This window comes from Maribacter litoralis (genome assembly GCF_902506355.1).
Classification (GTDB): Bacteria; Bacteroidota; Bacteroidia; order Flavobacteriales; family Flavobacteriaceae; genus Maribacter; species Maribacter litoralis.
In genome coordinates this window covers 1127862-1152884 of sequence record NZ_LR733271.1, presented here as the reverse complement: position 1 = coordinate 1152884, position 25023 = coordinate 1127862, and the positions used below count along the sequence as shown (strand labels likewise).

22 protein-coding genes and 1 tRNA gene are annotated in these 25023 nt (G+C 36.2%); 11 read left to right on the top strand and 12 right to left on the bottom strand.

The features are described from left to right. Nucleotides 1-81 precede the first annotated feature (81 nt). From EXIGUO8A_RS04785 to EXIGUO8A_RS04760, 6 genes are all read right to left on the bottom strand, one after another. Entirely contained in the window at nt 82-1566 is a 1485-nt protein-coding gene (locus EXIGUO8A_RS04785) for a cellulose synthase family protein (protein WP_159302129.1), read from the bottom strand. Between the two features lies 1 nt (nt 1567). Continuing rightward, on the bottom strand, nt 1568-2257 hold the full coding sequence (locus EXIGUO8A_RS04780) for a glycosyltransferase family 2 protein (protein ID WP_159302128.1): 690 nt from the start codon (nt 2255-2257) through the stop codon (nt 1568-1570). Next, a complete protein-coding gene (locus EXIGUO8A_RS04775) occupies nt 2257-2748 on the bottom strand; it encodes a toxin-antitoxin system YwqK family antitoxin (protein WP_159302127.1) in 492 nt (163 codons plus the stop codon). The genes EXIGUO8A_RS04780 and EXIGUO8A_RS04775 overlap by 1 nt, the downstream gene beginning before the upstream one ends. A 55-nt stretch (nt 2749-2803) precedes the next feature. Then, a complete protein-coding gene (locus EXIGUO8A_RS04770; protein ID WP_159302126.1) occupies nt 2804-5209 on the bottom strand; it encodes an alpha-L-rhamnosidase-related protein in 2406 nt (801 codons plus the stop codon). 126 nt (nt 5210-5335) lie between these two features. Continuing rightward, nucleotides 5336-6919, bottom strand: a complete 1584-nt coding sequence (locus EXIGUO8A_RS04765; protein ID WP_159302125.1) for a 4Fe-4S binding protein — start codon at nt 6917-6919, stop codon at nt 5336-5338. 29 nt (nt 6920-6948) lie between these two features. Next, nucleotides 6949-8295: an NAD(P)/FAD-dependent oxidoreductase gene (locus tag EXIGUO8A_RS04760; RefSeq protein WP_159302124.1), complete on the bottom strand. Its 1347-nt coding sequence runs from the start codon at nt 8293-8295 to the stop codon at nt 6949-6951. Nucleotides 8296-8572: 277 nt separating this feature from the next. Here EXIGUO8A_RS04760 and EXIGUO8A_RS04755 point away from each other — a divergent pair, with 277 nt between their 5' ends. The 4 genes from EXIGUO8A_RS04755 to EXIGUO8A_RS04740 all read left to right on the top strand — a co-directional run bounded on the left by EXIGUO8A_RS04755 (nt 8573) and on the right by EXIGUO8A_RS04740 (nt 12719). Continuing rightward, on the top strand, nt 8573-9289 hold the full coding sequence (locus EXIGUO8A_RS04755; protein ID WP_159302123.1) for a DUF547 domain-containing protein: 717 nt from the start codon (nt 8573-8575) through the stop codon (nt 9287-9289). 26 nt (nt 9290-9315) lie between these two features. Beyond that, complete coding sequence (locus tag EXIGUO8A_RS04750) at nt 9316-10191, top strand: hypothetical protein (protein ID WP_159302122.1); 876 nt, start codon at nt 9316-9318, stop codon at nt 10189-10191. A 137-nt stretch (nt 10192-10328) separates the two neighbouring features. Then, nucleotides 10329-11618, top strand: coding sequence for a BamA/TamA family outer membrane protein (locus EXIGUO8A_RS04745; protein ID WP_236564433.1), 1290 nt, complete (start codon nt 10329-10331; stop codon nt 11616-11618). A gap of 66 nt (nt 11619-11684) precedes the next feature. Then, nucleotides 11685-12719 carry an N-acetylmuramoyl-L-alanine amidase family protein gene (locus EXIGUO8A_RS04740; RefSeq protein ID WP_159302121.1) on the top strand — a complete coding sequence of 345 codons (1035 nt, stop codon included), beginning with the start codon at nt 11685-11687 and terminating at the stop codon, nt 12717-12719. Between the two features lie 81 nt (nt 12720-12800). Here the strand turns inward: EXIGUO8A_RS04740 and EXIGUO8A_RS04735 are convergent, their stop codons facing one another. The 5 genes from EXIGUO8A_RS04735 to EXIGUO8A_RS04715 all read right to left on the bottom strand — a co-directional run bounded on the left by EXIGUO8A_RS04735 (nt 12801) and on the right by EXIGUO8A_RS04715 (nt 17361). Beyond that, entirely contained in the window at nt 12801-14369 is a 1569-nt protein-coding gene (locus EXIGUO8A_RS04735; protein ID WP_159302120.1) for a Kelch repeat-containing protein, read from the bottom strand. 167 nt (nt 14370-14536) lie between these two features. Further along, entirely contained in the window at nt 14537-15241 is a 705-nt protein-coding gene (locus tag EXIGUO8A_RS04730; RefSeq protein WP_159302119.1) for a TIGR04283 family arsenosugar biosynthesis glycosyltransferase, read from the bottom strand. Between the two features lie 44 nt (nt 15242-15285). Beyond that, on the bottom strand, nt 15286-16101 hold the full coding sequence (locus tag EXIGUO8A_RS04725) for a purine-nucleoside phosphorylase (protein WP_116771125.1): 816 nt from the start codon (nt 16099-16101) through the stop codon (nt 15286-15288). Next, entirely contained in the window at nt 16098-16769 is a 672-nt protein-coding gene (locus tag EXIGUO8A_RS04720) for a TIGR04282 family arsenosugar biosynthesis glycosyltransferase (protein ID WP_236564531.1), read from the bottom strand. Before EXIGUO8A_RS04720 ends, EXIGUO8A_RS04725 begins: the two co-directional genes overlap by 4 nt. A gap of 85 nt (nt 16770-16854) precedes the next feature. After that, the gene (locus EXIGUO8A_RS04715) at nt 16855-17361 is read right to left on the bottom strand and encodes a rhodanese-like domain-containing protein (protein ID WP_159302118.1); all 507 of its coding nucleotides are present in this window, start codon (nt 17359-17361) and stop codon (nt 16855-16857) included. A gap of 55 nt (nt 17362-17416) precedes the next feature. On the opposite strand from EXIGUO8A_RS04715, the gene EXIGUO8A_RS04710 reads away from it, so the two are divergent. Next, nucleotides 17417-19000, top strand: a complete 1584-nt coding sequence (locus EXIGUO8A_RS04710) for a glycoside hydrolase family 32 protein (protein WP_159302117.1) — start codon at nt 17417-17419, stop codon at nt 18998-19000. Between the two features lie 300 nt (nt 19001-19300). Here EXIGUO8A_RS04710 and EXIGUO8A_RS04705 read toward each other — a convergent pair. Then, nucleotides 19301-19373: transfer RNA gene (locus EXIGUO8A_RS04705), tRNA-Phe, on the bottom strand. Between the two features lie 101 nt (nt 19374-19474). On the opposite strand from EXIGUO8A_RS04705, the gene EXIGUO8A_RS04700 reads away from it, so the two are divergent. The 6 genes from EXIGUO8A_RS04700 to EXIGUO8A_RS04675 are packed head-to-tail and all read left to right on the top strand — an operon-like array spanning nt 19475 to nt 25020. Next, the gene (locus EXIGUO8A_RS04700) at nt 19475-20203 is read left to right on the top strand and encodes a type III pantothenate kinase (RefSeq protein ID WP_116771122.1); all 729 of its coding nucleotides are present in this window, start codon (nt 19475-19477) and stop codon (nt 20201-20203) included. Then, on the top strand, nt 20204-21490 hold the full coding sequence (locus tag EXIGUO8A_RS04695; protein ID WP_116771121.1) for a hypothetical protein: 1287 nt from the start codon (nt 20204-20206) through the stop codon (nt 21488-21490). Nucleotides 21491-21529: 39 nt separating this feature from the next. Then, the gene (locus tag EXIGUO8A_RS04690) at nt 21530-22903 is read left to right on the top strand and encodes a hypothetical protein (protein ID WP_164674190.1); all 1374 of its coding nucleotides are present in this window, start codon (nt 21530-21532) and stop codon (nt 22901-22903) included. A gap of 5 nt (nt 22904-22908) precedes the next feature. After that, on the top strand, nt 22909-23535 hold the full coding sequence (gene lptC / locus EXIGUO8A_RS04685; protein WP_116771120.1) for an LPS export ABC transporter periplasmic protein LptC: 627 nt from the start codon (nt 22909-22911) through the stop codon (nt 23533-23535). Continuing rightward, complete coding sequence (locus EXIGUO8A_RS04680) at nt 23528-23734, top strand: hypothetical protein (RefSeq protein WP_058105041.1); 207 nt, start codon at nt 23528-23530, stop codon at nt 23732-23734. Before lptC ends, EXIGUO8A_RS04680 begins: the two co-directional genes overlap by 8 nt. After that, nucleotides 23734-25020, top strand: a complete 1287-nt coding sequence (locus EXIGUO8A_RS04675) for a hemolysin family protein (RefSeq protein WP_159302116.1) — start codon at nt 23734-23736, stop codon at nt 25018-25020. Before EXIGUO8A_RS04680 ends, EXIGUO8A_RS04675 begins: the two co-directional genes overlap by 1 nt. Nucleotides 25021-25023: the final 3 nt, after the last annotated feature.

Here is a 25023-nt window from a genome sequence, read left to right as displayed (position 1 = left end):
GTTAAGCAAAATAGAGGGATAGAAATAAAAAAAGGGATAGTCCATGACTATCCCTTTTTTAAAATATCGTTTAGCTTAGTTTTAAGCTCTAGAAGTCAAAGATTTAAAGAATACAAAGCCAAACCCTAGAAATAACATAAAATGAAATGGGAACAGTCCAAAATCATTTAAAGGTATAGCGCTATACATGCCAAACATGAAATAGACCATTAAAGCAAATTCTAATATCATGTTAGGTGATAATTTTTTAGCTAAGTATTTATTGCCTTTCCAACTTTGTTTCAATGAGCTTATATTAAACTTAGGGGTACGTACAAATTCACTTCTTTTTCCCATGTGCCCCTCTAGAACTGCAATGGTATTATGTAAAGAGAACCCAAGTGCAACAGAGAAAAAGGTAAAGAAAATACGAATATAATCTACAAAATTGTCAAAGCCGCTACCTTGTATACTCTTGTAGGTAAACCAGTAACAAACAAATAATATGATGGTACTTATGGTAAATAGGCTTAATAATGAGAATACCCAGTCTAAATGCCCGTATGTATTTTTAATGTAGAGTGATGGTATGCTCAACAGGGCAACTAAAAAGACACATAAGAACATAGAGCTGTTCAATAAGTGCATTACGCCATGAAATTTGGTCTTAAAAGGAATGTTCTTTGCTGTAATAACGCTCCAAACCGTTTTTCTAAAGTTCTCTGCTCCACCTTTGTTCCAACGAAATTGTTGAGAACGTGCTGCACTGATTACTACCGGAAGTTCTGCAGGTGTTTCTACATCTTCCAAATATTTGAATTTCCAGTTCTTTAACTGTGCGCGGTAGCTTAGATCTAAATCTTCGGTAAGTGTATCTCCTTCCCAGTTACCGGCATCAAGAATACATTCTTTACGCCATATACCTGCCGTACCGTTAAAGTTTATAAAGTGGCCTTTGCTATTGCGCCCTACTTGCTCTAGGGTAAAGTGTGCATCTAATGCAAATGCCTGTATTTTAGTCAATGTAGAATAGTCGCGGTTTAAATGCCCCCAACGGGTCTGTACTACACCAATTTCTTCGTCCTTAAAATAGATAACGGTTTTCTTCAACCAATCTGCTGCAGGTAAAAAATCGGCATCGAAAATGGCGATGAATTCTCCTTTGGCAATTTTAAGTCCTTCCTTTAAGGCTCCTGCCTTAAAACCTGATCTGTCTGTTCTGGTAATATGTTGTATGTCGAGACCGGTCTCCTGTAATTTTGCAATACTGGCAGCGGTTGCTATAACGGTATCATCTGTAGAATCGTCTAAGACCTGAATTTCAAGTTTACTTTTAGGGTATTCTATTTTGGCAATGTTCTCTAAAAGCCTGTCCATTACATACTCTTCGTTAAATACGGGAAGTTGTATGGTTACGAAAGGAATTTCCTTTGGGTCTAATAAATTAAATTTAGGGGCTGTTTGGTTCTGTCTTTTTTGAGATAGATAGTTGATTAACAGGTTTAGTTGCGCCAAGCTGTAAAAGAAAATCAACAGTAACGAAATACTGTAGATGACAAGAATAAAATATGCAAGAGCTAGTGCCATATTATTTAATACTGTATTTGAAGATCCACCCCAATATTTTTATGCCAGCAAATATACTACCTTTTACGGTTCCTGACACTTTTGATATCCCAATTCTTCTTTTGTAACGCACTGGTACTTCGGTATATGTCATTTTTTTCTTCAGAACTTTTAGTTGCATTTCAACCGTCCACCCATAAGTTTTGTCCTCCATGTTCAATTCTTTGAGTTTTTCGTATTTTATTGCTCTAAAAGGACCCAGATCCGTAAATTTTGCGCCAAAAAACAAGCGCATTAAAAATGTGGCCAACCAGTTGCCAAAAACCTGTTGCGGGGTCATAGAACCTTCTTCTCGTAAATTTTTTTCTCTGGCTCCGACAACAAAATCTATATCATTTTCCAAAATTGGGGCAACTACCTTGTCCAATTCTTCTGGATAATCGGAATAATCTCCGTCAATAAATACGATAATATCCGGTTGTTTGGATTTTTTGGACACATAATCCAATCCTTTTAAACATGCATACCCATATCCTTTTCTGGTTTCTGTTAGCACTGTTGCTCCGGCAGCTTTTGCGTTTGCTTCAGTGTTGTCTGTAGAGTCATTGTTAACAACGATTATCTCAGATACCGTTTTGGGTATTTCGTTGATGACATGTGCAATGGAATGTGCTTCGTTAAAAGCTGGTATAATTACCTTAATGTCTGTCATTATTTTAAATCTGATAAGCTATTTTCATGTGTGAATGCACTAAATGAGGTCCATTCCTTAATTTTTTCTCCTTTACTATATTTTTCGGCAGATATGAGTTTGGCATTCTTGTACTTCAAGCAATATCCATCTTTTATACCGTTGGTCAATTGACATTTGTGGTTAATGCGACCTTGCTTGTCGTAAAAAAGCCACCAGCCTATTTCACTATTTTCCTTAAATCGCCCTTCTTTTGTTCTAATTCTGTTTTCATCAAAGAAAAACCAATACTTTTCTTTCTTTCCATAAGAATAGAAACCTTGTTGAGATTTCTTTCCGTTCGGGTGATAAAATGTCCAATAATCAGTTCTTGTATTATAACGCATCCATCCTTCACTTTCTAAGGTACCGTCTTCATAATAGGTACGTTCATAACGTTTGTCTTCAGGATTGGTAAAAGCTAACAATCCTAAACAAATAAGAGCGGGTAAAAAAAGTTTAAATAGCTTCATTTTTTTAAAATATTAGATTAAAAAATAGGTGCTTACCATACCGAAGATTACACTTTTACTTTTTACTTTTTATGGTATAGGTATTTTTTCCTTTTTTAAGAGGAATTACAGTTCCTTGCCAATTTAAGTTGCCTTTCATGGTATCGGGAATTGTTATTTCGGCGGATAATTTATGCTTGTTTCTTTTTAGTTCAAATGCAATAGTTCCTTTTGATGTAGGCAGCATACCTGTTATTTCATTTAGTTTCCCAAATGCAGGGGCAATTTCCATTTCTTCAAAATCATTTTGTACCGATCGGATGCCTGCCAAATAATTAAAATAAAAATATGCGGGCGACGCACTCCACGGATGCACTTCTGATCTTGTTGGTTTCTCAACACTTTCAAATCGTTCTAATGTTGTGGTCATATGGTTGTCGATCATTTGCTCCCAAGGTTTTTGGGCAACATCGAACAATTCTGGGGCATCTACTTTTTTAATCGCTTCAAAAAGATAAAAGCGGTAGTAGTATGTGGCTTGTAACAAATCTTCTTCGTTTAGAATTTTGTCTAAAAGTGCTCTTTGTTCAGTTAGAGGAATAGCATCTGTCAATATTGCCATGATATTGGTATGCTGATCATAAATAGTTTTGTCAGGGCGCTCCGCAAAAAGATTTCTTTCTTGATCGTAACAAAGCTCATAAACAGATCTAATGATTTCTTGAGCTCTGTTCTTGTATTTCATTGATGTTTGTTCGTCTCCGATCTCAGTGAATAGGCGAGAGGCATTTTGTAGCGCATGTACATAATGTAAACTGACCACTGCCGAATTGAGTCCGTCATTTTTGGTAGCGGTACCACTACCATTATTAGGTCCGGTATACCAATCTACAAAATAGCGATATGGCGTTTTGTTGACCAAGTTAAGGTCGTTCATGTTTTTTTCGAATCCGGCAAGGGTATTTACTATACCATCTTTATAGGTCTCAATAAATGCTTTGTCGTTAAAGGTGTTATAGTAATCTGCAATCATATCTACCCAAACCAAGGAGTAAGTAGGGTAAATAAAGGTAGAGCGAAGCGGGTAGGCACCTAAAATATTACCGTCAGAATCTCTGCTGTGATCAAATTGGCGAATTGCATTTTTGGTATGTTCTGCATTGCCGCTTAAAGCTTGCCAGATTAAACCTTGTATTTTAGTATCGCCCACATACTGCATGGTTTCATAATAGGCATCACTTAAAAAATAATCTTGGGTACAGATATCAATGGTACGCTTACAGATATCAAAAATATTATTGTACATGTCATTGTCTGTAGTAAACTTGGCAATAGATGGTATAGTGGTTCTTGATCTATGGTTTACAAACTTTTCAAGAACAAGCTCCTGATCTTTAGTTTCAATTTCAAACTCAATAAAACGGAAGGTGCGCATCCAATTTGGTATAAATTTTTGGGCATCTTCTCCGTTGGAAATTATTTCGTCATAATAACCTAAAAGTTTTTTGTTCTCCAGGTCGTTACGGTCCCCTTTTTCATTGTTGGCACCAAAAAGATTCTCGGCATATTTAATGGCGATAACTGCAGATTTTCCTTTGTTGAATATCAGTTCTGGAAAACCGTTAGTAACGTATTGTTGATCTAGGAGAAAAGTTGTGGTGGTATTAGGTGCTAGCCTTAAAGTACCCAATACCGGAAACTCTGTTTCAAGTGGTTTTGAAGAACGGACAATACTTGCAATTCTTTCCTCGTCCCAAGAAAGCAAAGGTAAATTACGAGGTTCTAGTAAATAAGCAATAGAGCCGCCCATACTACTAGCATTTTCAAAGAACTCTACTTTTTTCCAATCGGTATCATCAAAATTTATGTTTTTCCAATGTGTTGGGTAGTTGTTCATGTCAACCATATCTGTAGGATTGTTGGCATAGAATCCGCCAACGATAGCCTTTTCTCCATCACCTCTCCAAACGACTTCGTTAGCTTTGTAAGATTGGTCAATGGTGCTTAGCCATGTATCATTAAAACCGGTAGTATTAATAATTTTGGCATTATCTGTAACACCGTTTACCATTACACTAGTGAATATAGACTGCATGCCCAAAAACCTTCTTTTTCCAAAATTGATGACCTTAACGGCGATAACGTTCTCACCCGGATTCAGGTAATCTTTTAAGTTTAAGGTTTCATATTTATAATGCTGAATATCGCTCAATTGTGGTCCGTGGGTAATAAACTTACCGTTTACATAAAGAAAGTAGTGGTTGTCTGCAGAAATATTGATGATAAAATCTGCCTTTGCATCAGCAACATTAAATGTATTACGAAACAAAACCGCTGTGTCTTCACCACCTTTTATATCTGGGTGACTAACCCAACTGGCACTGATATTTTCTTTGCCATAAACAACCTCAGGGTAATTAAGTTCTGTCTGAGATTGTGTAGATAGTGATAGTAAAAAAAGTAAGTAAAAAAAGCGAGTCATGTACTGTCTAAGTTGTTGTTAATAGGTTGTAAAGGTCATGAAAGATTAGCTAAAACCAATCTTTCATGAGTTTTTTCCTTGCACTACGAGTAATAGGCATGTTTTAAAATGCCTTTCTGATAAGCACTATTTGTTATTTACAAGATCCATTAAATCAACATCATTACCTAATAAGACATCTTTAGAATTGATACGCCCTTTTTCTGGTCCGTTCTCTAATTTTAATACACCCCTTGGGCAAACAGCGGAACAAATACCGCAACCAACACAGCTAGACCTTACAATATTTGCTCCTTTTTGAGCATAGGCACGTACATCTATACCCATTTCACAGTACGTAGAACAATTACCGCAAGAAATACATTGACCTCCGTTAGTGGTAATTCTAAATTTAGAGAATAGCCTTTGCTGAAATCCTAAAACTGCTGCCATTGGGCATCCAAATCTACACCATACACGGTTTCCTAAAATAGGATAAAACCCCGTACCGATAACTCCAGAAAATATACTACCAATCAAAAAGCTATAGGTAGATCGTAATGTTTCAGCCTTAAAAATGAAAATATTACCAGAATCACTAAAAAAGTGCATTCCAATAAGTACGGCTATTATGGTGAAATAACCAATTGCGCCATACTTGGCATCTTTTTCCAATTCTTCTCTCTTGTAGATCATTACCCATGCGAATACAGCGGTTAATATAACGGCTACGCTAGAAAGAAAAGTTGTTTTTGTAAGCCAGTATTTGCTGGTATCATTACCTAAATAAGAATAAATTACCGCTGTTGTCATTAAGGTTACAAATACCACTACACTATGTACTACCCAACGTTCAACCTTCCAGGCGAATTTAGATTTATCGCTCAACTGTCGAAAAGAATCCCCTGCGGTTTCAGCAAGACCTCCACAACCACATACCCAAGAGCAGTACCAACGTTTTCCGTACTTATAAGTTAAAAAAGGAGAAATAACGAAAATGGAAATGATACCAAATAACAACATGGTCATACCCACGCTACCAGAATCAATAAACCCGTTTACACGGTAGCGCTCAAAATTGTAATAATTTAGAGGCCACATATTCTTAAGGTCATAATAGGGGAGGTCTCCATTTAACCTCGCCATAATTTCTGGAATAAAGAATGCAAATGCCGTTTGAAAGAACATAACACTAACCGTTCTTAATTGTTCATATTTATTATGACGGTATTTCCAAATAAATTTAGCGCCAAAGGCCAATATGGCAACGGTATATAAGGTACCATATACAAACCATTGGCTGGCAGGGTTGCCACTTAAAGCTTTACTAAGTGGGTCGAATAGGGCTATAAGTCCTGTATTGTCCCCGTCTTTGACCAGACCAAGGTATTCTGGATAAAAATAGAGTACTATATAGAACCCGGTTAAGGCAACTCCTGCCATCCAGGCGAGAACTCCTCTACTAGACATAGATTTGAACCAAACCCCGTCGTTTTTTATTCCTTTGTGTTTATGGGCATATGCAGCTTGCGAGAACCAGATAATACCGGCAAAAATGGCTAGTATGGCCACGGAGAGCCACAAAGCACTATTGCCCAAGTTTAAGTTGAACAACTGTAGTATAAGAATGCCCATACCGGTCATTCCTGTTAATACGGCCAGTTTTTGGACCGTATTTAAAGCTTTAGGTGGTTCACCCGCAAGTGACATACTCCTTTCAAAATTACCCATAGTAGGTGTTTTTTATTTTAATTATTGAGTTAGGCGATGCTGAAAATTCGTTTCCAGCTTTTCTTCTTCGGATTAATATTCTTGTTGAAGTCCGCATTATACTTGGCGACAATTTCATCTTCGTGAAGTCTGTAGAACTCTGGATCGAAATTGGCATCTTTTAAATATGTCATTACATGGTCAACATCTCTGTTTTCGGTAAGCCATTGGTCAAAGATTTCGTGTCTCATGCGAATACCGAAAGTATTTATGCCCAAAAATTGATGGCTATCTTTGTTGAACGCTACGGTTATACAGATTTTTTCTACAGGGTGTCTCCAATGAAAGTGTTGCTCGGTATCTTTTTTGCTTCGTTCACTGAACACCCACCCATAGGTTTGGTATTCCACATCTAAAAACTTGGCAGAATTAAACCAGTGACCCGGGTTGTATTTCATAGGGTTTCCACAAAGGGTCTGTGCTAATGCTTCACCCATCATTCTACCAGTATACCAAACGGCTTCTATAGGTCTTCTACTGCCTATGCCTTCATGTTGTTCTGCGCAATCGCCTATAGCGTACACATCTTTAATATTGGTTTCTAAAAACCTGTTTACCTTAACGCCCCTGCCCAATTCTATGTCAGAATCCTTGAGGAAATCTATGTTGGGTGTTACGCCGGCAGTTAAGCCAACTACATTACATTCTATGGTTTCACCTTTGTCGGTCACTACCGCTTTGGCATAGCCATTATCGTCTGCAATTATTTTTTCAAGATTGGTATCTAACCTTAAATCTATATGATGTTCTAAAATATGTTCGTTGATCATGGCAGATTCACCTGCAGGTAAAACACCGTTCCAAAAACTTTTTTCCCTAACCAAAAAAGTGACAGGTATTTCACGTGATCGCAGCATTTCGGCCATTTCTATACCAATGAGTCCTCCACCAACAATAACCGCCCTATTACAGACCTTATTATTAGGTGCGTTTTTTTCCAGCATTTCTAAATCTTGTTTAGAATATAGCCCTTGTACTCCTTTTAAATCTTGCCCTGGCCAACCAAACTTGTTGGGTTTAGAGCCTGTAGCAACGATCAGTTTGTCATATGATAATGAGGCACCATCTTTTAGAAGTAATTTTTTGGTATCGGATTCTACTTTTTCAACAAAGCCGTTTACAAGTTCTATTCTGTTTTTTTTCCAGAACCAATTTTCATAGGGCTGTATGTGTTCAAATTTCATATGCCCCATGTAGACATACATTAAAGCTGTACGTGAAAAAAAATACTCACTTTCAGCAGAAATAATGGTAATTCGCTTTTCTGATAACTTGCGAATATGTCTTGCTAAAGTAACGCCAGAAATACCATTACCAATAATTACAATATGTTCCATAAAATGCTTTTGTTGGAGGTTGTGTCGGTATTAAAGGTAAGAACTTAACAGCTCCCTTTTTATTTAGAAAGATTATAAACTTGTTATAACTCTGTGATACTTTTAAACGTAGTTTGCGTTTTAATTCAATTAAAACGCTTTTGTAACATTCAGATAATCAATGGTTAATTAAGGTGTAAGTATTGAAAAAATCGATGAAAATAATATTCTTGTTTGTATGGTTTTTGAAAAATGATCGACCTAAACAAACTCAAAAGAACTTTAAATTAAGATTGCCATGAAAAAAACGATAATACCTTTTTTATTTATATTTTTTGCTTTGAACAGTATATCGGCACAAGATTTAGACACTTTTTTTAAACAGAGCGATAATTTTTTTAAAGCTAATGTTGTTAACGGCAAGGTAAAGTATGCCGCTATTAAAGATGACACAAAAAGTTTAGATGATATTTTAGCGATGGCGAAAGGGGTATCTGTTTCTAAATCTGATGCTGCACAGTACCAAGCTTTCTGGATCAATGCTTATAATTTATTGGTCATTGACGGCATTGTAAAGAACTACCCCTTAAAATCACCGCTAGATGTACCTGGTTTTTTTGACAAAGCAAAGCATAAAATAGGTGGTAAGTCTATAACTTTAAATGGTATTGAGAACGATTTACTTAGAGCGGAGTTTCCTGCCGAGGCTAGATTTCATTTTGTTTTGGTATGTGCAGGTTTGGGTTGCCCACCAATTATAAACATGGCATATCAACCAGCTACTTTGAACGATCAATTGCAAAAACAAACGGTTTTGGCTTTGAACAACCCCAATTTTATAAAAGTGAATAAGGATAAGGTGCAAATTTCGCAGTTGTTCGAGTGGTATAAAGGAGATTTTGAACAAAAGGGAAGTACTGTAGATTTTATCAATACCTATAGAAAAGAGCAATTACCGGAGAAAGCAAAGGTGTCTTATTATCCTTATGACTGGTCTTTAAATGAAACCAAATAATCAACTAAGAATTTAAATAGCCAAAAATGAAAATTTTAACTAGAAATGTATTTCTTGCAGTAGCTTTATGTGCCTTTTTTAAGGGGTATTCGCAAGATAGTTTACAACAAAAAAGTAATATTCAACAGTATACACCTTCAAAATTAGTAGGCAAAGGTCAGTACGATGTAAAATGGTTCAATAATTTATATACCCAGACCAAAAGTACTTTTACCGATGGTACAGAGCCTCGGCAAACATTTTTTACTTCAACATTAGAAGGGTACACGGGTGTAGGAGCTAATAAAAGATGGAACGTAGGTGCCATTTTAGAATTTAGGTCAAACGTTATCGGTGATAGAAGTGCTACCGATGTTTTTAAGTTTGATGGAGAAAACAACACTGCCAGATCCGGACTCACATCAATTGCGCCATCGGTGAAATTTGTGCCAATAGCATCGGTCAGTAATTTTTCCATTCAAAGTTCATTTTTTATTCCATTGGTAGATAACGAGACAGAAAATGGAGTTTTCTTAGATCAGAAAGGATACATCTGGCAAAATAGATTCTTTTACGACTATACTTTTCCAGGTGATAAATGGCAACTTTTTAGTGAAGTAAACTCAGAGTTGAGTTTTGGGGATAAAGAGGAAAGTTTTGCCAATAATAGTCTAAACCTAACACCTGGTTTGTTCTTGAGCTACTTTCCATCAAGCAAGTTTACCATATTGGCATTGGCTCAACATTCACAACGATTGGATTTAGGTAACAATTTTACACAAGACTTTACCGCAGTAGGTGGTGGGGCAAAATATCAGTTGACCAGTGCCTTGAACCTCGAACTGCTTTATACCAATTTTGTACGTGGTAACAATACCGGTTTGGGGCAAACATTTAACTTAGGCTTGAGAGGTATTTTTTAACTTTTTTTGAGTGTTTTTTAAAAGAGTCTGTTGTGTGAACAATTAGACTCTTTTTTGGTTTAAAATATGTTGTTTTTAACTTAAATTGATTCCGCACCTAATTTGTTCTATCTTGAAAGTCAATATTTAAGATTCATATGAACTGTGATTTAATTGCCTCAAATAAGAGCAATAAGATACTATTTATAGTAATGTTGTTTGTTGGTCTTTCTGTACAAGGGCAAAATATTGAGGTGGCAGAATTGCAGATTACAGGTACAAAACGTACCAAAATATCGTTTGTTGAAAAACTGGTAACCGTACGCCAAGGTATGTTGTTAGATTCTGTGGTGATGAACAAAGATATACTTCGTTTAAAAAAACTTCCGTCAATATCCCATGCTTATTATAATGTTAAAGCTATGCCCAATGAGCAGTGTGTAGTTCAATATGTTATAGAAGAGAATTTTACTTTAATTCCTTTTGCAAATCTCTTTAGTTCATCCAACGATAATTTTGCCTTTCGGGTAGGGTTACAAGAATTTAATTCCTTCGGACGAAATATAACCTTAGGTGCATTTTACCAATATGATAATTATAGTTCGTTTGGGGTTGGGATAAGGGCTCCTTATTTGTTTACCGATAAATTGGGGCTAGCACTAAATTATAATGATTTTACCACACTAGAGCCCGTGTTTTTTGAAGATGATACCGCAAACTATAAATATAGCAATACCGGTTTTGAACTGCTGGCTCTTTACGAGTTCAATTTATTTAATAGAATGGAATTTGGATTCAGTTTTTTTACCGAAGATTATACCTATGTTGAAGGCGCTACAAGTGAAGGCGTTCCATTAAACTTAAACGTTGATAAGCATTTATTCAAATTCATATACGACTACAATGGTTTGGATTATTACTATCATTATCTTGACGGATTTAGAAGTCAGCTGAACTTGCAGTATGTGGGCAGTACAAATGATAATTTGCCAGAATTTTTAATAGGCTTCAACGATTTTACGTTTTTTAAAAGAATTGGCGATCGAGGCAACTGGGCAAATAGGTTGCGTTTAGGTTTGGCAAGTAATGTTGATAGTCCTTTTGCTCCTTTTACCGTTGACAACAATTTAAATATTAGGGGAGTGGGTAATACGATAGATAGGGGTACCGGTATGATAGTTCTGAATACGGAATACAGGCATACCATGGTAGAGAAAAACAAATTTGTATTACAAGGAAACTTCTTTGTCGATGGGGGTACGTGGCGAAACCCAGCGGGTGGTTTTGATGATTTATGGGAAAGTGAAAATCTTAGAATATACCCTGGTGTCGGACTCCGATTTATGCACAAGCGTATCTTCAATGCCATTTTTAGAATTGACTACGGCTTCGGAATCACAAAAGACGGAGACAACGGTATAGTCTTTGGTATTGGTCAATATTTTTAGCAATCTTTGTGTTGAATTTGAGCGTCATAACCTTTTTATGGCATAGACCTTGTATTTGCAGATAGAATGAGATACAGCAATTTTACCTTTAGCTTATGTTTATTTTTCAGTGTTTTTTGCGTAGGGCAAGATTCTTTGAAGACCGTTGTTGCCGAACCTGGTGACGGAATATTATCACTATTAAGAAAGCAAGGGGTAGACCCTTATGATGTGTTCGATGAATTTGTGAAATTGAACAATGATAGCTTAAGGGATAGCGTGCACTTGATTGCGGGTAAAACTTATGTTATGCCTCATGTGAAACTAGATACTGTGGCAATTGTAGATTCGTTACAGCAACAATCTACAGAGATTAAGGAACTGGAAAGTGTCTCCTACGATATCTTTGGGGAAAAGCATAAGAACGTAATTAAAAAAAGCGACCGGTTAGAAGGTAATGTTTATTATTTGGTGAGCGGTCACGGTGGTCCTGATCCTGGGGCAATGGGCGTGTATGCGGGTAAAAATATTGCAGAAGACGAATATGCTTATGACATAACCCTGCGCTTGGCTAAAGAATTAATGGCGCATGGAGCAAAAGTCTATATTATTATTCAAGATCCAGATGATGGTATTAGGGATGATTTTATACTGGAGATCGATCATGATGAAGAGGCTTATTTAGATAAGAGAATTCCCTTAAATCAAGTCGCAAGGTTAAAGCAGCGGGTAGAAATAGTAAATGATCTATATAAATCGAACAAAGGAAAATATCAAAGGTTAATAGTAACGCATGTGGACAGTAGAAGTGTAGGACAGAATATAGATGTTTTCTTTTACCACCATGAGCATAGTAAAAATGGTAAAAAATTAGCAGAAAGTATTCACAAGACCTTTCAGGCCAAGTATAAAAAATATCAACCTAACAGAACCTATTCCGGTACGTTTGAAGATAGAACTTCTCTTTTTTTAGTGAAAAAGACACACCCGGCAATGACCTTTATAGAAATTGGTAATATTAGAAATGCGAAAGATCAAGTTAGAATTGTTGATCCAGATAACCGCCAAGCATTGGCTAAGTGGATCGGTGAAGGGGTGTTGCTAGATTTTGAAGGGGAGTAGCTTCGGGATTAAATTTCTAAAAAAAACCTTTACCGTTTTGAATATCGGTAAAGGTTAGAACAAAAATTGTGTAGGTATTGCCTAATTTAAATCTGCTACCAATACATCCCAATTTTGAAATTCTCCTTCAGCCACTTCTTCTTGTTGGCCATAAAGAATGTATATTTTTCCATTGATTACGGCCATAGAATGAATAGTCTCATTTTCAGGGCTGGTTAAATTGGTAGTTAATTCAGTAAACTCATTATTTAAAGTGTTATATACGCCTATATAGGGGTCATTGCCATTTTGCGTTAAAAAATCATCAGGGTTACCGTCGCCATCGGCATCATCTGTAAATGATTTTATTTGACCGCTTACTATAATTAGGTTTTCATATTTTCCGGTATAAGTAAAGTGTAATGCTGAAGGCATGGTTTCAGTGCTCATTACACGAGATTCAAAATCATAAATATAAATGGAGTTTTTGGCATTTTGACCAAAGGCCTCTTCTGTACCACCAAAAACATATAGTTTGTTTTGTACTATTTCTGCACGGGCTCCACTTCTAGCTTCTGGCATTATGGTTTCAATTGTAAGTGATGAATTTAAATCATCCCATTTATAAATTTCATCACCAATATTTTGTGTGTCGCCAAGAGATCCACCAACAATAAAAATTTCATCGTCAATTACGGCAGAGCCATGTCTAGATAATATAATTTGTCCATCATACGAAGCACTGGTAGGGTCTGTCTGTAGATCTAGGTCATAGGTGTTTATATATTGACCACCGACTACCTTTAGTTTATTGTCTATAATATGAAGTTGTTTTGATACGAAATCTGATTGAAAAAATAATTTATCCGTTAGTTCGCCAGTTTCGTTATCAAATCGGGTTATACGCTCTGGATTAGCAAATTCCGTACCTGTCATTTGACCTTCTCTAGTCACTATAAAAATACTGTTACTACTATTAGAGCCTATCATCCCCGGGGAGAAGCCACTAACGGCATTAGAAGGGTATGAAAAAGCAGTGGAAAATGAAAGTGCTTCTGTAGGTACTTGTACATAATCACTAGCCATTTTAGGGGTAAGTGTAATTGCAACAGTTGATGATCCTTCGCCTAAAACAGTCCCCGTTATGGTACTTTCATCTATATAGGTAAATGTAAAACCTGGGCTTTCTAGATCTGAACTGCTTTCTCCAACAAAATCAAAAGCGGATTTAAAAGGAGATTCATAATAATCGACCATGGTTTCCTCTATTGTTGTAGCCTCGGTTTCAATGAAATTTCCCGGTCTCCATTCTAAGGTGCCGTTAGAGTCTGTTTTTGAGCTGACAAAAACTTCGTTGGTGAAAATAAGTTCATCATCGGTGACGTTAAAATTGTTTGAAATGTCAAAAGTGCCGGAATCATTGGTTAGAACAGCTTCGCTGATTTTCCATACTTTTTGATCATTATTTGTCAAGGAACTTAAAACAGCCTGTTGCTCTTGTGCAAGAATTTCAGAAGGATCTTCTGTTGTATCCTCTTCAGGTTCTACTATTTCTTCTTGTTCTTGCTCTTGTTGTTCTGTTTCAATTACTTCGGTTTCATCATTATCACAGCCAATGATAAATAATGTAAATGTCATTAATGCTAAGAGATGTAATACTTTGGTTTTCATTTTAGATTGGATTTAAAATTAACATGTCTAAATGTATGTTGGTAAGTGCCTAGTGGCAATACCCGTTGATGGGTAATTTTAAATCCGTTTTAATTAAGCTTGCTTAAATTGAAAACATGTAAAATTATCTATTATAGAAAGTGTAAAGAGTTGTCTTTGGCAATTAATTATACGGCTATATACCTTAAATAATATTTATACAACTGATCTGGTTTGGCACCTAAATGATATTTTAAATGTATCATACCAAAATGCCATTGTAACCTAATCATACCGCGTTCTTCATATCTTCTCGCTGAGGTAGTTACCGCTGCAGAAATAACCTTAAAAGGTTTTAGTTTGTATACACGTTGTATAAATTCATTGTCTTCGTAAATAACAAAATTTTCATTGAAACCATTAAGCTGGTGAAATAGTTTATGGGTTATAAAAAGTGACTGATCTCCGCCGCGACAAATATGGTGGTTGATACGGGTACACCAAGAAAAGAACTTTAAAAATGGACTATTGCTATTAAAGCGCATTTGAAAACACCCCACTTCAACCCCTTTTTTAAATTCTGTAATAATGGCCTTGTCAAAACCCTTAGGAGGTAAAGTGTCTACGTGTAAAAAATAAAGAATATCACCTGTTGCTTTTGTTGCACCGAAGTTCATTTGGGCTGCGCGCCCTTTTTTACTTTTTAAGACAATGGCGCCGTATTTTTTAGCATTGACCACGGTATGATCAGTGCTGCCGCCATCAACTACTAAAATTTCTTTTATGCAAGTGGTACATGCATTGTTTGAAATGGAGAAAAGCACATCTTTAATGTACTTTTCTTCATTTAATACCGGAATAATAATACTTATGGTTGGCTGTGGGGTACGCATAAAACAATACTTGCTAACTTATGGTAGTCAAATACTGTTATACCTTACAGTTGCTTGATCAATTCTTTAAACAACTTTACCATTTTAGGCTCGGTTTTCTCTGCAATCGATATTATTTCATTAATATCTACAGGCTTAAGGTTGTCTGGGTCGCACTCATCGGTTAAAACTGAAACGGCAACAATGGGTAGTGATAAATGATTGGCAACTATAACTTCGGGTACGGTACTCATACCAACTGCATCGGCACCAATTAGTTTAATCATTCTGTATTCGGCCCTGGTTTCTAATTGAGGCCCTACTACAGAAGCATAAACCCCTTGTTTTAAAGAAATGTCATTTTCTTTGGCGATATCGATTAGTTTTTTGCGCATGTCAACATCATAGGGCTCAGACATGTCTGCAAAACGTTCTCCAAATTCGCTTACGCCCTTAAAAGCCAATGGAGATCCTCCTTGAAGGTTTATATGGTCTTCGATCAACATCATATCCCCTTTTTTAAAGTCAAGGTTTACCGCGCCGGCGGCATTTGATATAAATAATTTGGTAATACCTAGCATATGCATTACACGTATAGGGTAGGTAATATCTAAAAAATCATATCCTTCATACAGATGAAAACGACCCTGCATAACCACTACTTTTTTTCCTGAAATGGTTCCATAGACCAATTTACCGGTATGGAATTCTACCGTTGCTAAAGGAAAAAACGGAATATGATTGTAATGCGCATCAATAGGATCTTCAATACTATCTACTAGTTTTCCTAATCCCGTACCAAGTACAATACCAATTTCTGGATTGTCAAAACCTTTGTTTTTAAGGTAAGCTACAGATTCTAAAAGTTCTTCTTTCATCATAATGTCATATGTTTTAAAAAAGGAGCAAAGGCATCAATATCCTTTATGTCCTCGTAATAATCAACGTCGTTTTTTGTTTCTAATAGGGTGGTAGTTTCATTTTCAAGGTCAGCTAATGTGTCTTTTAAAACGGTTTCTGTACCCCAAGATTTATTTTTAAAAAGTTCGGGCATAAATTTCTTCATACCCAATAGGTAATAGCCACCATCTTCTGCTGGTCCAATTACAAAATCATTTTTTTTCAGGGCTTTAAATGCAGCTTCTAAATCTTCTTGAGATAAGTCAAGCATATCACTGCCGATGATAATAATTTTTTGATATTCGTTTTGAAACCCTTCTTGAAAGGCATTGGCCATACGTGCGCCAAGATCATCGCCTGATTGTAGTTTTTTTGCAAATTTCTTGTTGTCCCAAATATCATCTTCCCAAATTTCTTCCGAATAATACACTTGCTTTTCAGCATATAGATTTTTGGTAATAGTTACGGTATGGTCTAGTAAAAATTTATAAATATTAAAAGCGGCTTGATCGCCAATAGTGGCTGCTAAGCGCCTTTTACCTTTCCCTAATTCCGGATTTCTTGTAAAAATTAGTAAAAGGTTTTTTGAATTTGCGAGGGTAAAATCTATAATCTTCTCGTCTCGCTCCGCTTTATTGTTCAGTAGTATTCCCAATGTAATTTTTTAATTTTTCCTAACTCCTAACTCCTAACTCCTAACTCCTAACTCCTAACTCCTAACTCCTAACTCCTAACTAGTATACCTTTATCCCTTCATGTAAAAGCTTGCCCCAGTGCTTACTAAAAGCATGAACGCTATCGGTTTGTATTTCTTTGTCGTTAAAAACTTGCCCTCCTTTATTTTTCCAATCAAAAATTCCTCCGTAAAGGTTTAGAATTTTGGTGTATCCCAGGTCTTTTAATTTTTCGCCGATATCCTCAGAACGCACCCCTATCGAGCAGTACACAATAATCGGTTGGGTTTTATCGGGTAATGTTTCAAGAACCAATTGCTCATCAAATTTCTTATATCCTACCCAAATGGCATTTCTTAAGTGGCTTACCTCAAATTCTTCTTTTTCCCTGGTGTCTAAAAAAGCGATAGAATCGTTGGTAGGTAGGTTGTCAAAATACACATAAGGTATGGTTCCCTGGTTCCAAGAGCTAAGCGCTTTTGATATTTTGTCTTGTCCCGTGCCTTTTTGAGAAAAAGATAGCAAGCCAAACACGCAGAGTAATAACTTATAATTTAGTATTTTCATTACTACAAAGGTACTATAATTACAATTTAAGAAGTGCCGGTATAAAAGTGAATTTATGGTTAAAACTTTACGAAATAAAGGCTTAGAGGTGTTTATTGTAATATGTATTCTGTTTAATTTCAGTTGTAAAGAAAATGTAAAACAAGAAGTGTTCGTAGAAGATGAAGAGCCAACAGGGTATTATATTGAGCCGTATAGGCCACAGTATCATTTTACGCCAGAAGAAAAATGGATGAACGATCCCAATGGTCTTGTTTATAAAGATAGTTTGTATCATTTGTTCTATCAATACTATCCGGATAGTACCGTTTGGGGACCTATGCATTGGGGGCATGCCGTAAGTAAAGATATGATGAAATGGGAACATAAGCCCATTGCACTTTTTCCTGATGAACACGGCTATATATTCTCGGGTAGTGCCGTAGTGGATCATAACAATACCTCTGGTTTTGGAACTGAAGATAAAACGGCTATGGTAGCAATTTTTACATATCATGATATGGAAGGGGAGCGATCTGGAGCGACAAATTATCAGACCCAAGGCATTGCCTATAGCTTGGATAATGGGGATAGTTGGACAAAATATGAGGGTAACCCGATTATTGGCAACCCTGGTTTTAAAGATTTTAGGGATCCAAAGGTATTTTGGAACAATGAGGCGGAAAGTTGGACAATGTTATTGGTAGCAGGTGACCATTTACAAATATGGAATTCCACTAACTTAAAAGAATGGGAGAAAGTAAGCGAATTTGGTAAGGATCAAGGAGCTCATGGCGGAGTTTGGGAATGTCCAGATTTATTTCCACTAAAGGTCGAAGGTACAGATGAGGTTAAATGGGTTTTGTTAATTAGTATAAACCGCGGTGCTCCAAATGGCGGTAGTGGCACACAGTATTTTATTGGTGATTTTGACGGTACCACATTTACGACCGATCAGGTAGAACATAAATGGATAGATCTAGGTCGAGATAATTATGCCGGTGTAACTTATAACGATGCCCCTAATAATGAACGGGTTTTTATTGGGTGGATGAGCAATTGGAACTATGCGCTTGATACGCCCACGGAAAAATGGCGTAGTGCCATGACCGTACCAAGAGAGTTGACCTTGCGTAAAATTGATGATGAGGTAATGTTGTTCAATTATCCTCTACAAAGTTTTGAGAGACATGTAGCCATGGCGTACCCAGAAAGTGTTTTAGAGATTTTACCTTCTAGAAAAAGAATAATGCCACTTAAATACGGTAATCAAAGTAAAATACAGTTTACATTGTCCGTTCCAAATGCTCAAATGTATTTTAAAAATACAAACGGTGATAGCGTAAGTATTGATATCGATAGGGAAAAGAAACTGGTAACTTTTGATCGAAGAAAATCGGGCAAGGTATCGTTTAGTGATGAATTTTCTCCAGGAGTTCAGCAAATGAAAATTAAGAATATACCGCAGGGACCCATAGAAATAACCTTGCTTCTAGATCATTCTTCGTTGGAGCTTTTCATAAATGAAGGTCAGTATGTAATGACCAATCAGATATTTCCGAATGATTTTTTTAGGGCATTGACCATTGTGAACAACTCAGAAAGTGAATTAATAATAGAGGATTTCACTGAACATAAAGTTGAACGTATGTGGGATTAGTTTTATGTAGATCGGTCTCTTAAACAAGGTAAATTTAAGTTGTTCCACTTATCCTGATTAGGGTGGATTCCTTTTCTAAGATGGGTGTGGTTAAGATTTACTTAAGCTATACTGAATTTCAGCGTACTGCTTTGATTTGATGAAATCATAAGCGGAAAGATTCCTATCCATTTAATTTTTGCCCTAAAGACAAAATATACTGCGGTATTCATTTATAGATAAACTAAGCTTTATATTTTCGTGGTATGAAAGGTAGGTGTAAAAACAAAAAAATCCTTACCGTTAAGTAAGGATTTATTGTGGTGCCTCCAGGAATCGAACCAGGGACACATGGATTTTCAGTCCATTGCTCTACCAACTGAGCTAAGGCACCATGCTTGCTGTAAGCGGGTGCAAATATAATTTCAATTTTATGATTTACAAACTAAATCGTAAAAAAAGAGAAATGTTTTTTTAATTTATAATCTTTGCAACATGAATTTAATTGTTGATGCAGGTAATACAAATGTTAAGTTAGCGATATTTAAAAAGTCGGAAATAATTCATTTAGAGACTGTTGTTGTAGATTTGTTCGTTGAGGCTGTCAAAAAAATATTCAAGGAATTTCCGAAAATAGAATTTTCAATAATTTCTAGTGTAGGGTCTCTTTCTAAGGAACAAATTAAGGTTTTAGCTCTTTTTAGCAATCTCCACGAGCTCTCTTATAGGTCAAAAGTGCCTTTTAAGAATTCATATGCCTCTCCACAGACTTTGGGTGTAGATCGTTTGGCTTTGGCCACAGCTGCATATTATCATAATCCCCATCAAAATAATTTAATAATAGATACGGGCACCTGCATCACCTATGATATGCTCAATGATTTTGATGAGTATTTGGGCGGTGCCATTTCTCCAGGCCTGCAAATGCGGTATAATGCTATGCATTATCAAACATCTAAATTACCGTTACTCGAAAAAAAAGAGCTTTTAGACTACATTGGCAATACAACAGAAAACTGTATGCATAGTGGAGCCGTAAATGGAATTACGCTTGAAATAGACGGTGTCATTGATCTCTACAAAGCAAGATTTAAAAATTTAACAGTTATTTTAACCGGTGGAGACACACAATTTTTGTCTAAACGATTAAAAAATACCATATTTGCGGATTCCAAATTTCTCCTGAAAGGGCTTAATTATTTGCTGGAATACAACAAGCACTAAATGATCAGAAAAATTGTAATTGCAATTGTATACATAACCACCATTGGTTTGTACGCTCAAGATGGTACTGTTTCTCCTTATTCTTTCTACGGAATAGGAGATTTAAAAAATAACAGTACGGTAGAAAATCAAATGATGGGGGGTATTGGTGTGTATGCCGATAGTATTCATATCAACTTAAAAAATCCCGCTGCTTTTGGCAAGTTAGGTCTGGAGGTTATGGATAGGGAAGGACTGGTAACCTATACTGCAGGGGTCTCCAATAAACAATATACGCTTAAAAGTTTTACGGCGGAAGAGCAAAGCTCGGTTACTAGCTTAGATTACTTGGCACTTGGTTTTAGTGTAGGTAAAGGTTTAGGTATGGGGTTTGGTATTATGCCTTATTCTTCTGTAGGATATAATTTAGTCGATGATCGTACCGAAACTGGTGGGTCATTGGTAAATATTTACACAGGAGAAGGTGGGTTAACACGTGCGTTTTATTCCATTGGCTATGAAATTGTAGATAATTTAAGTATTGGGGCTACGGTTAACTTTAACTTTGGTACACTCGATAGTGAAAGGCTACAACAAATAGAAGATATTCAGTTTGGTACTTTTGACAGACGTTCATCAAGGGTCAATGGTTTTGATTTTAATTATGCGCTTAATTATACTCCTTTGATCAAGGGTAGGCAAAGGCTACATACTTCTATTCGGGTAAATACGCAAGGGAATCTAGTTTCTAAGAATGATAGGCAATTGGGTTCTTTTTCTGTATCCAGCGGTGTTACTATAGAAGAGTTGGAGGTTGATTTGGCTTCCCAAAATTTAGAGAATACAGAATTAAAGATACCCACCACCACTACATTGGGTATTGGTTACGGTGAAGATTATAAATGGTTTGTGGGAGCAGAATATAGTTTTCAAGAGATGAGTTCTTTTGAAAATGTATTTTTAGGCTCTGATAATATAGTATATGAAGATGCAAGTTCATTTGCTTTTGGTGCCTTTTTAACCCCAGATCACGATTCATTTACAAGTTATTTTAAAAGGGTTACCTACCGTGCAGGTCTACGTTTAGATAAGACCGGCATGTTGGTGAACGATGTGGATATAAATAACTTTGGCATAACTTTTGGATTAGGCTTACCTCTGGGCAGAAGTTTCTCTAATCTTAACTTAGGTTTTGAGTTTGGTAGAAGGGGAACAACTAGGGCGGATCTTATTGAAGAAAGCTACTTTAAATTTAATGTAGGTCTCTCATTGAACGATCGTTGGTTCCAGAAAAGAAAAATCAATTAATAAAAATTTAGTACATTAACCATTTTAAAAAGAGAAAAAATGAAATCGAAACTTTACTTCACGGCAATTATGTTCCTTGGGATGATGGGGGTGAGCAATGCGCAGGCGCAAAACCCTGAATGTATGACGAACCTGTCAATATTTTCCGAGCATGCAAAAGTTAAAAATTATGACGCGGCCTATGAGCCATGGAAAATGGTTTATGAAACTTGTCCACAGTTAAATAATGCTATATATGTATATGGTGAGCGTATCTTAAAGGATAAGATGAAAAAAGCTACAGGTGCTGACAAAGAAAAATTCGCAAATGACCTAATGGGTCTTTATGATAATAAGCTAACACATTTCTCGTCTAAAACTAGCCCAGGTGAGACTATGGTAGATAAGGCTCTGGTGATGTACGATAACAAAATGGCCGATGATGCTAAAATGTACAGCATGTTAAGTGAAGCTTTTACTCAAGATAAAGAAAACTTTACAAGTCCTAAAGCTTTGTACATCTATTTCTCTAGTTTGGTTGATGAGCATAAAGCAGGTAGAAAAGATTTGCAAGAAGTTTTTGATGTATATGATGCGGTGACCGAGAAAATTGAAACTGAAAACGAAAAGCTTACAGGTAAAATTGCTAAACTTTTACCTAAAGAAGAGGCTGGTACGTTAACTTCAAAGGAAAAATCTCGTTTAAAAGCGTATAACTCTTATTCTGAAGCTTATGGTAAAATTGCAGGAAGTATCGATTCTAAATTAGGTCCTTTAGCAGATTGTAGTAACCTTATTCCTTTATACGAAAAGAGTTTTGAGGAGAAAAAAGGTGATATCGTTTGGGTAAAAAGAGCGGTAGGTTTGATGTTCAACAAAGAATGTACCGATGATCCAATGTTCCAAAAGTTATTTGAAGCTCAATTATCTTTGGATCCATCTGCTGATGCTTATGTATATGGTGGTACGTTGAAAATGAAAAACGGAGACAGTTCTGGTGCACTTGCTGATTTTGATAAGGCATTGTCTTTAGAGACTGATAACGATAAAAAATCTAAGATCGCTTATAAAGTAGCTGTGATCAATAAAAGAAAAGGTAGCAAGTCTACTGCACGTAAATACGCTCAAAAGGCTATTGATGCAAACCCTTCAAACGGTCGTGCTTATCTTTTAATTGCTAACTTATATGCAACTAGTGCCAATAACTGTGGTACCTCTGCATTTGAGAAAAGAGCAATTTACTGGAAAGCTGCTGATATGGCTAGAAAAGCGGGCAGAGTAGATCCATCTTTAAGTGGTTCTGCTAGTCAAGCTGCAAACAGCTATAGTGCAAAGGCGCCAACTAAAGAGATGATTTTTAGTTCAGGAATGGCCGGTAAGACTGTTACATTCAACTGTTGGGTTGGTGGTAGCGTGAAAGTACCTTCTTTATAGAAAAAATGAAACAGATTTATAATTTTAGAGGCATTGCCGTGGTATGTACCATGGCAATGCTTTTTTTATCTTGTCAAGATAATTACAAGAGGGTTGGTGAAGAGGCAGTGAAAAAGATCTACCCAAGAGGTGTAGTTGAAGATTTTGTGCTTACATATACAGAAACCCCAGAAAAATTAGGATCTGAAGATACTGGTTCGTCAAAGATATTGTCCGTATTGTCCGGACCCCTTAGAAATGATTTTGAACAACTTTCATTTCCCTATCAGACTTTTCCAGAAGGTCTATTGATAGAAATTTTCAACGAAAAAAATGAAAAAACAACCATAGAGGCAGATTTTGGAGTGTTGTACTCTAAAACTTCTATTGTAGATTTGCGTGGTAATGTGTTGATCAAAGGTGATGACGGTAAAAAATTGGCGACCTCACAGATGTATTATGATCGGGGTAACGAATGGGCTTTTACCCAAGAAAAATTTACATTTACAAATCCTGAAGACGGCACGGTAATGGACGGTGAAGGTATGGACGTGCAAAAAGACCTTAAGTTTTTGAATGCACAAAAAACCTATGGTCTAATGTTGATCAAAGAAGAAGATAAAGAAGAAGATAAAGAGGAAAAAAATGATTAATATTTTAAGATATACAGAGTATTTATATGTTATAGTCGCGGGCTTTTCGATCTACAGAATTATAACAGATTGGAATACCGATAGAAGTATGGCGTATTTCTTTATATTTTTCGCCGTAATTTCTATAGGAATGTTCTTGTTTAGAAGAAACTATAGGAAGAAATTCGAACAGCGTAAGCGAGATAATCAAAACAAATAGTGGGTACAGCCGGTATTATCATTATAATTTCCTTGATTTTTTCAGCGTTTTTCTCAGGAATGGAAATTGCCTTTATTTCTGCGAACAAAATTCATATAGAAATAGAGAAAAAACAAGAGGGATTTTTAGCTACTGTACTAACGCGATTAACTAAAAAGCCGTCAAAATTTATAGCTACTATGCTAATTGGAAACAATATAGCATTAGTAATTTACGGACTCTTCATGGGTGAATTGCTCATGAACTGGTTTACCGAGATAGTGCCCGATAACGCTATTTTACAGTTATTGATTACGGATTTTAGTTTGTTGACCCAAACGGTGATTTCTACGTTTGTTATTTTAATAACTGCAGAATTTTTGCCGAAGGTACTTTTTCAAATTTATGCCAATACTCTTTTAAAGTTACTGGCCATACCTGCATTTTTATTCTATATACTTTTCTCGTTTATATCGGACTTTATTATTTGGATATCAGATTTTATATTAAAATACGTGTTCGGCACTTCTGGTGATGAGGTTCAATTGGCGTTCAGTAAGCTTGAATTAGGCGATTATATTACAGAACAAATGGAAACGGTAGAAGAAGAGGATGAGGTCGATACCGAAATTCAGATTTTTCAGAATGCCTTAGAGTTCGCGGCCGTAAAAGCTCGCGAGGTTATGGTGCCAAGAACTGAAATAGTGGCTGTAGAAATGCATGAGACGCCTAAGAATTTGGCAAAATTGTTTACCGAAACAGGCTATTCTAAAATATTGGTTTTTAATGATACTGTAGATAATGTTATTGGTTATGTGCACTCTTATGAGCTCTTTAAAAAACCAAAGACCATAAAAAGTATTTTATTGCCGGTTGAATTTGTGCCAGAAACAATGCTTATTCAAGATATATTGAATGTGTTGATCAAAAAACGAAAAAGTATTGCCGTTGTATTAGATGAATATGGCGGTACAAGCGGTATTGTAACCGTTGAAGATATTGTAGAGGAGCTTTTTGGGGAAATAGAAGATGAGCATGATACCACAGATTTAAGGGAAGAAAGGGTAGATGAGCGACACTATTTTTTTTCTGCAAGATTAGAAGTTGATGATATTAATGAAAATCATAAGTTGAGCCTGCCTGTATCGGATGAATATGAGACACTTGGAGGGCTTTTAGTACATACCCTAGGTGAAATTCCAGAGAAAGAAGTAGAGCTTACCATAGACCAATATAAGTTTACTGTACTGGAAGTTTCCAACACAAAAATAGATTTGATTTCCATAGAAGTTTTGGAAGAGGAATAACAG